The sequence below is a fragment of the Aestuariivirga sp. genome, assembly GCF_037139295.1.
Lineage (GTDB): Bacteria > Pseudomonadota > Alphaproteobacteria > Rhizobiales > Aestuariivirgaceae > Aestuariivirga.
The window spans coordinates 1-10,456 of record NZ_JBAXGR010000100.1 but is presented as its reverse complement, the minus strand read 5'-3'; the positions used below and the strand labels follow the sequence as shown (position 1 = coordinate 10,456).

The following is a 10,456-nucleotide window of genomic DNA, read 5'->3' as shown; positions in this document are numbered from 1 at the left end:
GAAAGCTCCAGGAGCCCGTCCAGCTCGCCGGCACGGGTAGCGGCTATCAAAGTCGCCAGGACGCCCTCAAGCTTCTCTACGGTCCCCACCGCGATAGCGCCCTTACCCTTTTCAAACTCCAAGGTCTTGAACCCTTGGCGGACGGTAAGGATCACGAAGCCCTGCTCGTCGACCTTCCACCACGGCTTGATACGGCGGTGATAATCTACAGGGCGCTTCACGCCGTCTTCGCTCTTCTTCCACCGTGTAATAACGGGAGCGAAGGACGGGTCTTTGGCGAGCTGAAGCTGTTCTTGAAGTCGCTGTACAAGCCGTTCACGGCGGTGGAACGTGGGATTGTTGGGATTCTTTGGTGGAGCCGCTACGAAAGTGAGCGATTTGAGCGTATTCATTGGAGCTATCCTGCTGTTATCTATGGATTATTGATAACTCTTAGCAGAATTAAAAGAAAGGAGTTTATTGACAGTATAGAAGTGATTTTTGTAAGCGAAACGGCGTAGTGTTGAGTTACAAAATGCTTGAAATCTGTCAACAGTTCCAATAGCTTGAAGGACGACGAGAGGCTCCTTCCGTAGCCGCTTTTGCCGTAGCCGGATCGTAAACGGATTTTTGAGAGGGTCTTTTAACCGAATGAATAGAATATCTTAAGCCTGGGCAATTAAGTTGCCAAGGTTAGGGTCGGGCGTTCGATTCGCCTCGCCCGCTCCAATTTTTCCCAAATGACACAACTTAGCGGGACGCCTTCTGGCAGCCCTGCCGGCTGCCGAGCAGAGAGCCGCAGTTTGGCGGCCTGTCGCCGTGCGTCACCTGATGGAGGGTGCTGGTGCCAGCATCCCGGGCGGACTGACCCACATGCCAGCTATCGGGTTCCGTCAGCCTTCCATCTCATTCAGCACGAAGCCACTGTCGATCATCCTGCCGGCATTCGCAGCCACGAGGCTGCATGCCAATTCACTGTCAGGTCAGTTGATAATTGTGAGTGGCGATCTCATCGGAAAAAGCCGTCTTGATCATCTCTTGGCCATCACTGAAATTCTCGAACATCACTCGTGCCGTGGCAGCGGCTGGGCGATAATTGCCCTTCGCACGGATCGCGCGGAACTCTGATCCAAGTGAAACGGGCAGTCCGACTTGGTGGGCAAATTCCGCCACATCTTCCTGCATATGCTCATACCGCAGCATGCGGTCGACCGCGCATCGCCCGTCAACATGGGTAATGAAGCGGTTAGACGAAAACATGCCGGGATTGGGGCGCTGATTGAGCCGGTACTCCGCCTCGATCTCCGGGCGCTTCACATACTGGAACCTCAGCCACTTCTGGAAGTCATCGCGCGAGGTCTCGGCGACGCGGGAGCGCTCCCAGAAATACCAGCTGACAGCATAGTCGAACGGGTTCCGGACAATGGCAACCTTCAGATAGGCGCCAAAGCGGTCGGCGGGGATCATGGACCGGACCTCCGCGGCACCAATGTGATTGTAGAACTTCACGGCCTGCACCCCTTCGCCGGCCTTTCCGGCCACATCAGGCACATAGTTCCGCGGGCCGGTGTAGCCAAGCGCTGAGCGTATCTTCTCATCGTCCGGAGCCACCGGTGTAACCACATCTTCCGACGCCATGTACTTGGACAGGGCAATCTCGAAACTCGTCCCCCCGGTCTTCCTGGTCTTGAAGACAATGAACTTGTGGCTGTGGGAAAGGATCATGCTCTGAGGAATTCACACCGGGTATCTGATGGCAAGTTGCCAGCCTCACGAGTGTTGCTCTATCAAACGCTGACCCTCGGCGTCGAGGGAAAAGGGGGCGACTCCAGCACGGGCTCAGGACTGGCTCCTGCCGGCGGGCTCGGGGATGAAGCGGGGAAGAAGATGCAGGTGACAGATTTCCGGAATGGCCACGCGCCCTTTCCCGAGACGCTGGTGATTTCGGCGGAACGCTCCGGCCTCAACCTCGTCCGCCACGCCTGCGAGGGGATGAGCGGCAGGAGAACGCCAGGCAAGGTGCACCTCATCAAGGATGGGACGTTGCTGTTCCACCGGACCCACTATGCCGGCCACATCGGCCCTCCCGTCGGACCCTTTGCTCCGCTGTTCATGCCTGACGGCAGCACACCCTACACCAAGGCGCTGCTGCTGCTGCGCGATCCGGCTGAAACCTTTGTCCGCGCCTATGCCAAAAACCCGAACCACATGGCGTTCTACTGCACGAACATCCGGCTCTTCGACGCCTTCAAGGGTGAGAAGATGATGGTCACCTATGACAGTCTGATTTCGGGAGACGATTCGTTGCGGAAGATCTTCGCCTTCCTCGGGGTTGCCGGTTCTTTCGATGCCTCTAAGCTTGCGGCCATCAGGCAGGACGCCGTCACATGGTATGACAGGAACCAGCCCTCGGGATCGCAGACGCGGGGCGATCCCGCGCTGCTCAAGGCACACCAGTCCGCTCTCAATGCCCAGGAACGCAGCTTCCTTCAGGATTTCCTGAACAGGCAACTGGGGTCTCTCGTGGCGACCTATCTGTCGTCGTGGAAAATCACATAGTCGCGCAGAACGACGCTGCGCCGCTCAGGGGCGCGAGTGGTGCTTCATCATCCACTGTTCGCAGAAATCATAGAAGACGAAATCCCGGGCATACCAGCGCTTCAGGTTCTCCTTCGCGAGATCGCTGAGTTCAGGTGCCTGTGAATAGTCATTGCTGTGTGCCGATGCCGCATCCTGCGCGGGCTTGAGGTCGCTGTAGCGGAGCGGCAGTCCCATCCTCGCGAGAAGGGTTCCGAAGTCTTCGGCGAACGTCTCCTGTCGGATGATCCACACCGGCGGCCGCAGGTCCAGGAATGCGAGCCTCTCGAACCAGTCGATCTGCTGCATTGCCGTGTGGCGGATCGATTGTATGGCCTGCGCGGCATCGTACCCGATATCGTCCTTTCGGAACAGTGCCTCCGCAAGTTCGTTGGCATGGGCGAACCGTTCGAAGGCCATCGCCTCGGGCTTTGTCCATTCAGCATAGATGCGTGGCTGCCCCTTGCGCTTGCGCGAGTAGAAGCCTGACTTGAAGCGGGTGATCGGGTTGCGGATAGAGAAGAAGTAATTCAGCGCCGGGGGAATGTCATAGAGCTTCTTCGAATGCGGAAGCTGGTGAACGATGACGCCATACGCCTTGAGCTGCAACGCGAGATGCATGATCTGTGTGCCGGCATTCTTGCCGAGGTGCAGAAAGGCAATCTCGCGGGGTCGTCCCGCGTCGCTGCCGGGAGATCTGAGAACGTCATCGAATTTCATGACTGACTGACCATTTCCGTGGGCCTCGGCTCATATCCGAAGGCCTTGAAATCCTCCGCATAGACCTCCCGTATGAGATCTACATCACTGTCGCTCGGCACCACCTCGCGGGACGACGTGCTGTTGACGACGGGGAGTTTCATCTCCGAACTTATCTTCAACCCCACGTCCTGAAGCACGTGCCGCAATACATTATCGAGGCCTGATTCATATTTGAAGATCTTGGTGACCTTTTCACCCACGAAGCGGATCTGCGGCTTGAAATGTCCGGCGACGACGTTCTCGTCGCGGCGATACGCGTCGAACATGTGCCGGATGTAGTCGGAAAATGCCATCTGGGCCAGCTGCCCGGGGAGTGTCGACTTCTCGAGTGCCCACTTGTATTCCGACACCATGCGCCGCACCGGGTGGCGCACCACGGCGAAGCTGTAGAGCTTTGTCAGATCAAACAGACGGCTCAGATAGCCATAGTCATAATGCGCGGGCGGGACCTTGAGATAGGGCCGCACGGGCATGTAGGTGGGTGGATCGAAAAAGCCGGTGAGCCCTATGCCGCGAAGATAGGTCTCGATCGCGGTACCGCCAGTCTTCGGCACGTGAATGAACAGGAGTGTCGTCTCCCTGTCTTTCGTGCGGTATTGATAGAGTGGCATCCGTGACCTTCCTGCTGTCTAAGAGACCTGCTGCACGAAGCCTGCAGCCGCTGCGATTGCGGGGGTCCAGTCCCCGACGTTCTCCTGATAGACAAGCCTCAGGCTCGGATACCAGAGGCTTTGGTCCTCGCCACCCCAATACCAGTAGCGGCCCTTGCCTGCCGGTATGAGAACCACGCCTTTCTTGCCGATCGCCCCCGCCAGATGCGCCGTGACATTGTCGATCGTCAGCACCACGTCGCACAGGTCGATGAGCGACAGCAGGCCTTCGACATCCTTGAACACATCGACATCCCGGGCCTGCTGCACCTCCACGCCAAGTTGCGCGCGGGCTTCGCTGATGTCGCTCGTGACGTCGCCATATTGCAGGTTCACGAAGGTGAAGCCCGGAAGCCTGAGCACCGGTGCAAGGTCGGTGAGGCTGATGCTGCGGCTGGCGCCCGTCTTCTTGTTGCCGCTGCGCCACGAGAGCCCGCATACGAGGGGCCTTCCAAGCTGCGGATTGGCTTCAACGATTGCCCGCCGCCTCGCGGCATTGGGCAGAAGGTAGGGATGGCGCCGCCTGGTGAATTTCGTGGAATCGAAGCGCAGCAGGTGGCCAAGGTCACCGATCGCCGCCTGCGCGGCAAAGTCGGCCTTGATTGATGTCTGCGTATCCTGGCGGTCCATCAGGCTGATGCCGGGAAAGGACCGACTGTAGACCGGGTGAATCCGCCTGTCGGCAGAGACGGTCACGTCAAGGCCTTCATCGAGCAGCGACAGCATCGAGGCGTAGAACACCTCATCGCCAAGACCTTGCTCAGCCCACAGCAGGAGCCTGCCGTGAGGTGGCGCGCCATCCCAATGCGGGATCTGCGTCTCTGGCTTCCTGGTGCCGAACTCCTCCGAGTCCCAGCGCCACTGGTAGAGCCGGAAGCCCTCCGGAAAGGCATGCCGCTGCAGCAGGACGACCGACTTGTTGTAATGGAAGCCCGGCTCATCCGGGCTGAGGGCGAGTGCGGCATCGAAGCTTGCGATGGCATCCGCCAGACGATCGAGATCGCGGAGCGCGTTGCCACGATTGCTGAGCGCTTCGGCATAGTCAGGCTTGAGGCTCAGCGACGTGTCGTAGCTTGCGACGGCCTCCGTGGCGCGGTCGAGCTCGCGCAGCACGTTGCCCCGGTTGTTGTGGGCCTCCGGAAAATCAGGCCGCAGGCGGATCGCGGCATCATGGCAGGCCAGCGCATCTTCGAAGCGGTCCATCCCGGAGAGCACGGTGCCACGGTTGGTGTGAGCCTCGGCGAGGTCGGGCTTGAGGCTGATCGCCCTGTCGAAGCTTTCGAGTGCCTTCTCCGGCAGCTTCAACTCCTTCAGCACGGTGCCGCGGTTGCTGTATGACTCGGCGTGGTCCGGCCGCAGCCGGATGGCCTCGTCGGAGGAGGCCAGCGCCTCGTCCAGCCGGTCGAGAGACTTCAGCAGCTTGCCCAGATTATAGTGGGCGTCGGCATAGTCTGGCCGGAGGGCAATCGCGGTCCTGAAGCTCGCCTCGGCCTCCGCCGTGCGGGCAGCCGCAACAAGCGCAATTCCCCGGCTCAGATGCGCCTGGTGGAAGCGCGGCTGCAGGTTCGTTGCGCGATCATACCCAGCGAGCGCTTCTGCGGTGCGCCCCAGCTCCATCAGCGCATTGGCGCGGTTGCAGTGGGCCTCGGCGAAGCCGGGCTGCAGGGCAATCGCCCGGTCATAGCTGGCAATGGCGTCCGCGAACCTGTGCAGGGCGGCAAGGCCATCGCCCTTGTTGTAGTGGGCGGGTGCAAAGTCCCTGCTCCGGGCGATCGCCTCATCGAAGCTCGCCACGGCTTCGGGCAGCCGCCCGAGCCGACGCAGCGCCAGGCCGCGGTTGTTCCAGGCCATCACCATGCCCGGCTCGATGCGCAGCGCGGCATCATAGTGCTCGAGCGCCGCCGGCAGCCGTCCGAGATCCTGGCAACAATTTGCGAGATTGTAGTGGGCCTCGCGCGACTTCGGGTTCAGCGTGACGGCGCGGGAGAATTGGCCTGCGGCTTCCGGCACCTTGCCCATCGCCCGCAGGATCAGGCCATGCGTGTTATAGGCATCGGCCATGTCGCCGCGCACCGCGAGGGCCTTCTCGATGGCGCGGAGTGCGGCCGGCAAGTCCTTCGCGTGGTAACTCGCAAGCGCCATGATGTGGAGCGCATCGAAGTTCTTGGGCTCCGCCCACAATATGGTCTGCGACAGGCGGATCGCCTCCGCCAGCTTGCCCGCCTGAAGAAGGGCGACGGCCTGCCTCAACTGGTTGAGCGCGTTGGACACGGCTGGCTACTTGCCCAAACCCTCTTGCGTCCGCTTCAGCCCGTCATGCCACAGCTCCGCCATCTCGGTCTGCCGGTAGTCGGCAAAGCACGGCGTACCTAGTGTGTAGTGCACGAGCTTGACCTCGGGCTTCGGCTCATACTCGATCGCCAGCCAGTTCCACTCCTTCGGGATCTCGCCGATCTGGTCGTCGCGGAGCCACGTGAAGCGATGCAGGAAGGCGCCATTCTTTGATTCGACGAAGGACGGGTCAAGCTGGCGATTGTCCGGATGCTCGCAGTTCCACAGGATGAGGCTCGACCAGTTCTTGCGCGGGTAGTTTTCGTTCTTGTTGCCGAGATATTTTGTTTCCGCCTTGGTCTTGTAGTCGTGCTTGGCAACCATCACCGCCTTTGACGGATCGCGCAGCCGCCACAGCTCGGCGATGTCGGCGTTGCAGACCATGTCGCCGTCGGCAAAGATCGCCCAGCCCTTGTAGTCCATCAGGTAGGGCGTGAGGAACCGCGTATAGATGAAGACGTTGCTGCCGTCGCTGTGGCGCTCGGTGTAGCCGGCAATGGACTTCGGATTGAGCGGCAGGAACTGCACCGGCAGGCTCGCCCGCTCGATCACACTCTGGCAGAACACGTGATAGGCAATGGCCTCGCGCTGGTCGAAGCCGACGATGAGATTGACGCGTTCCATCATGTGTTGTCCCTTACCCATGCCGCAGCCGCGGTGATGGCCGGCTGCCAGTCTCCGATGCGCGGCTGCGCGGCCCGCGTCAAGCTCGGATACCATAAGTTGTTGCTTCCACCCTGCCAATACCACAGGCATCCCTTGCCTGAAGGCACCAGCACCACGGCCCTCTTGCCGATGGCGCCCGCCAGATGTGCGGTGATGTTGGAGGTGGTCACCACCACGTCGCAGGCATCGACCAGCGCCATCAGCCCGTCGATGTCGTTGTAGATGTCGAGCCCCTCGACCTGGTGGACCGCCACGCCAAGCACCGCCTTCGCTTCTGCAATGTCGGCCGCGACGTCGCCATACTGCAGGTTGACGAAGGAGAGGCCGGGAATGGCCAGCACCGGTGCCAGATCGACGAGGCGCAGGCTCTTCTCCGCGCCGAACTTGTGGTTCGCACTCTTCCACGAGAGCCCGACAACCAGACGGGACTTCGGAAAGGAAGTCGCGCGCCGCAGCGCTTCGCGACGGTCCGGGTCTGCCCGCAGGAAGGCCGGCGGGCGCGCCGCCAGCTTCTCCGCATCGAGCCCGAGGATGGCGCCAAGGTCTCCGATCGGCGCCTGTGCCGTGAAGCGCCCGGCAAGGGGCGCCTTCAGCGCATCCTTGTCGGTGATGCTCAGCCACGGGAAGGACCGGCGATAGATGGCATGAAGCCTCCCGTCGGCGGCGAGCGTGATGCGCGCTCCGCCGTCAGCGAGAAGCGGCATGAGCGAGGCATAGAAGATTTCATCGCCGATGCCCTGCTCCGGCCACAGCAGCACGGCATCGCCGGCCGTGCCAGTCCACGCCGGCACATCGCTTTGCAGGTGCTCGCCACCGAAGGATGGTGACTGCCAGCGCGAGCGGTAGAGCGTGAAGCCCTCGCCATATCTGCCGCGGCCCAGCAGCAGCAGCGCCTTGTTGTGTGTGGCCTCGGCACAGTCCGGGCGAAGCTGCAGCGCCGTGTCGTAGCTCGCCAGCGCCTCATCGTAGCGCTTCAGGTCGCCCAGCACATTGCCGCGATTGTAGTGCGCCTCGGCATAGTCGGGCTTGAGCGCGATCGCCTGGTCATGGCCGGCCAGCGCCTCATCGAAGCGCGCCATCTCCTTCAGCGCGTTGCCACGGTTGCTGTGTGCCTCAGCGTAGCGCGGCCTGAGGCTGATCGCCGTGTCATAGCTCGCCACCGCCTCCGCGAGGCGGTCGGCATCCTTGAGCGCGATGCCGCGATTGTTGTGCGCCTCCGCGTCGCGCGGATCGAGCCCTAGCGCCTCGTCGTAGCGGGCAATCGCCTCCTCGTTGCGGCCAAGCTCCTTCAGCGCATTGCCGGCCTCGAACTGGCACTGGGCGTCACCCGGCTTGATCTGCAGTGCGACGCCGAAACTCTCCAGCGCCTCGGCCGGACGGCGGAGCGTCAGCAATGCATGACCAAGATTGTAGTGCGCCTCCGCCACGCCGGGGCGCACCGCCAGCGCCTGGCGGATCAGGCGCACGCCGCCTTCTGCGTCACCGGTCTGGACCATCGCCAGGCCCAGCAGGTGCAGGCTGTCGAAATGCCGCCCGTCGATCGCCAGTATCTGCCGGTAGAGCAGCTGCGCCTCGGCCACGCGACCAGCCTGGTGCAGAGCCAGCGCTCTCTGGAACATATCCTTCAGTGGTGCCACGGAGCAGGCCTGTCCTTTAGCGGGGCGACGGAACCGTCCTCTATCACCCGGAGTGGAAACCAGTCCAGACGCGCCGCCACGGAAAACCTGACATCAGCCAGCGTCCAGCGTACGCCTCAGCGGCCCCAGGTGGCCTTCATAGCGCCGCCACGCCGCAACCGAGCTGCGATAGACGGGCTGGCGCACCTGCCACTGCGAGGGTGTGCGCACCTGCCGCTCCTGGGCATGATACGCGAGGCAGGCCGGATCCCACGGCAACCCAAGGAAGGCGATGAGCCCGCGGGCCGAGGCCTCGAGGTCATCGACGGTATCCTCATAGACGCAGTCGTGGATGGGCAGCGGCAGCACCGCGCGCCAATGCGCCATCAGGTCCTCATAGGCGCGGTAATAGTGGCCGAGCGTCTCGAGGTCGCGGTTATAGCCGTGGGTGACGTTGAAATCCTGCATGTACATGGACAGGCAGTTGTCCATCGCATCGCGCCGGCAGTGGATGATGTGCGCCCGGGGGAACATCAGCGCGATGAGCCCGAGGAGTTCGTAATTGTGTGGCCGCTTGTCGGCGAGGCGTAGCAGCGCAGGGTCGACGCCACGCCACGCCGCGCGATAGCGCTCCGCCAGCTGGGCTGCAGCATCTGCATCCAGCGCCGCGACGGCGGCGCTGAAGTGCTCCGGGCTCTTCGGGCCGCCACCCAGCGACTTTGAAAGCTGCGGCAGGGTCTGCAATTCGCCAAACCCCCGCACCGCCGGATGCGCCGAGATGATCTGCTCCGTCAGCGTGGTGCCGGAGCGCGGCATGCCAACCACGAAAACCGGGCGCTCGTCCGAAAGGCCATAGCCCTGCCTTGCACTGAAGAACGCAGGCGTGAACTGCGCCTTCATGGCGTCAAGGCTGGCGCGGTGCCGCGCCAGATCGAAGCGTGATGGGCGACACGCCTTGCTCCGCGCGAAATGCGCCATGGCATCATCAAACTGCCCCGCGTCATTGCTGATCTTGGCATAGCCATGATGCAGCTGTTCGCGCTGCTGCGGGGTCAGCGTGGCATCGCGCAGCCGCTCGGCAATGATCGTGAACAGCGGATCACCCGCCTTGAATTTTCTGACGCCGGAAAGCCCATGCAGGCCACCCACATTTCCGGGATCGTCCTGAACGACCGCAGTAAACAGCACTTCAGCGTCGCTGAAGCGGCCCTCCTCGGCGGCAAGCTTGGCAAGGCCCAGTCGGGCATCGATGTATCCGGGCTTCAGCGCCAGCGAGGCATCGAAGCTCGCGGCCGCATCCTCCGCGCGTCCCAGATCCATCAATGCCATGCCACGCGTGGCATGGGCCTCGGCGTGGCCAGGGTCGAGTACCAGCGCCCTGTCTGCGGCCACCAGAGCCTCATCGAGCCGCTCAAGAGCAATCAGCGCCGCGGCGCGCTCGCGCCAGGAATCGGTGAAGCCGGGGTTGATGGCGATGGCCCGATCCGCGCTGGCGAGCGCCTCCTCGAAGCGTCCGAGGTTCTGCAGCACCAGGCCGCGATTGGAGTGTGCCTCGGCAAGGTTCGGGTTCAGCGCCAGCAGCCGGTCGTAGCAGCCGAGGGCTTCCTCATGAAGGCTCATCTCCTTCAGGCAGCCGCCCAGATTGTTCAGCATGTCGGGGCGGGCCGGCGCCAGCTGCACGGCGCGGCGATAGTCCGACAGCGCGTCTTGCAAGCGGCCCAGTTCGCGCAACGTGTTGGCCCGGTTGTAGTGCGCATCGCCGGAGCGCGGGTCGAGGACGATCACGCGGCTGAAATCGGCAAGCGCCTGCTCCGCCTGCCCCAGCCTGCGCAGCGCCACGCCGCGGTGGTTGAACACGGACGCCACGTCCTGGCG

Annotated in this window: 9 protein-coding genes; 1 reads left to right on the top strand and 8 read right to left on the bottom strand. The window is 62.5% G+C overall.

What is annotated here, in order from left to right; all coding sequences use genetic code 11:
• Together WCJ41_RS17635 and WCJ41_RS17630 are read right to left on the bottom strand one after the other, a co-directional pair.
• Positions 1-392: DUF6641 family protein (locus WCJ41_RS17635; RefSeq protein WP_336907149.1), on the bottom strand; the 392-nt coding region annotated here is incomplete at its 3' end.
• Between the two features lie 565 nt (positions 393-957).
• Positions 958-1,704 carry a hypothetical protein gene (locus WCJ41_RS17630; RefSeq protein WP_336907148.1) on the bottom strand — a complete coding sequence of 249 codons (747 nt, stop codon included), beginning with the start codon at positions 1,702-1,704 and terminating at the stop codon, positions 958-960.
• A gap of 168 nt (positions 1,705-1,872) precedes the next feature.
• On the opposite strand from WCJ41_RS17630, the gene WCJ41_RS17625 reads away from it, so the two are divergent.
• Complete coding sequence (locus WCJ41_RS17625; protein ID WP_336907147.1) at positions 1,873-2,538, top strand: hypothetical protein; 666 nt, start codon at positions 1,873-1,875, stop codon at positions 2,536-2,538.
• A gap of 24 nt (positions 2,539-2,562) precedes the next feature.
• Here the strand turns inward: WCJ41_RS17625 and WCJ41_RS17620 are convergent, their stop codons facing one another.
• From WCJ41_RS17620 to WCJ41_RS17595, 6 genes are all read right to left on the bottom strand, one after another.
• Positions 2,563-3,276 carry a sulfotransferase family 2 domain-containing protein gene (locus WCJ41_RS17620; RefSeq protein ID WP_336907146.1) on the bottom strand — a complete coding sequence of 238 codons (714 nt, stop codon included), beginning with the start codon at positions 3,274-3,276 and terminating at the stop codon, positions 2,563-2,565.
• Positions 3,273-3,929 (bottom strand): sulfotransferase family 2 domain-containing protein, encoded by a 657-nt coding sequence (locus WCJ41_RS17615; protein ID WP_336907145.1) that lies wholly within the window; start codon positions 3,927-3,929, stop codon positions 3,273-3,275. The genes WCJ41_RS17620 and WCJ41_RS17615 overlap by 4 nt, the downstream gene beginning before the upstream one ends.
• A gap of 18 nt (positions 3,930-3,947) precedes the next feature.
• Entirely contained in the window at positions 3,948-6,239 is a 2,292-nt protein-coding gene (locus WCJ41_RS17610) for a tetratricopeptide repeat protein (RefSeq protein ID WP_336907144.1), read from the bottom strand.
• 6 nt (positions 6,240-6,245) lie between these two features.
• Positions 6,246-6,926, bottom strand: coding sequence for a glycosyltransferase (locus tag WCJ41_RS17605; protein ID WP_336907143.1), 681 nt, complete (start codon positions 6,924-6,926; stop codon positions 6,246-6,248).
• Entirely contained in the window at positions 6,923-8,602 is a 1,680-nt protein-coding gene (locus WCJ41_RS17600) for a tetratricopeptide repeat protein (protein ID WP_336907142.1), read from the bottom strand. The genes WCJ41_RS17605 and WCJ41_RS17600 overlap by 4 nt, the downstream gene beginning before the upstream one ends.
• A gap of 93 nt (positions 8,603-8,695) precedes the next feature.
• Positions 8,696-10,456 (bottom strand): tetratricopeptide repeat protein (locus WCJ41_RS17595; protein WP_336907141.1); only part of this gene is annotated, 1,761 nt, incomplete at its 5' end.

What these genes read in the sequence shown, in the direction of transcription:
- WCJ41_RS17630 (WP_336907148.1), bottom strand. Translation starts at nt 1,704, where the DNA reads ATGATCCTTTCCCACAGCCACAAGTTCATTGTCTTCAAGACCAGGAAG.
- WCJ41_RS17620 (WP_336907146.1), bottom strand. Translation starts at nt 3,276, where the DNA reads ATGAAATTCGATGACGTTCTCAGATCTCCCGGCAGCGACGCGGGACGA.
- WCJ41_RS17605 (WP_336907143.1), bottom strand. Translation starts at nt 6,926, where the DNA reads ATGATGGAACGCGTCAATCTCATCGTCGGCTTCGACCAGCGCGAGGCC.
- WCJ41_RS17615 (WP_336907145.1), bottom strand. Translation starts at nt 3,929, where the DNA reads ATGCCACTCTATCAATACCGCACGAAAGACAGGGAGACGACACTCCTG.